We start from the raw sequence: 521 nt of genomic DNA, 5'->3' as shown, positions 1-521 counted from the left end.
TCCAAATATAAAGTTATTGTCTTCTCCACTTTCTCTAACTATTTCAACATTTGCTCCATCCATTGTTCCAAATGTTGGTGCACCATTTAACATAAACTTCATGTTACCTGTTCCTGATGCTTCCTTACCAGCTGTTGATATTTGTTTTGAAAGGTCAGCTGCTGGGAATAGTTTTTCTGCATAAGAAACTCTATAGTTTTCTACAAATACAACTTTTATTTTTCCATTTATATCTTTATCATTGTTAATAAGTTTTGCAACTTCATTAGTAAATTTAACTATAGCTTTAGCTCTTCTGTATCCTGGGAATGCTTTTGCTCCATAAATAAATGTTACCTTTGGTATATCCATATTTGGATTTTCTTTTAATCTATAGTAAAGATCTAAAACATATAATGTATTTAAAAGTTGTCTCTTATATTCATGTAATCTTTTTATTTGAATATCAAATATTGAATTTGGATCTAATTCAATACCTTCTGTTTCTTTTATATATTTTGCAAGCTGTTCTTTTTTAGTAT

Annotated in this window: 1 protein-coding gene; it reads right to left on the bottom strand. The window is 28.0% G+C overall.

The features are described from left to right. Positions 1-521: glycogen/starch/alpha-glucan phosphorylase (locus O212_RS0115760; protein WP_029699474.1), on the bottom strand; the 521-nt coding region annotated here is incomplete at both ends.

The organism is Clostridium sp. Ade.TY (genome assembly GCF_000498355.1).
In the GTDB taxonomy this organism is placed as follows: Bacteria; Bacillota; Clostridia; order Clostridiales; family Clostridiaceae; genus Clostridium.
Note: the sequence above shows the minus strand (reverse complement) of the source record. Positions and strands in the feature narration are given on the sequence as shown.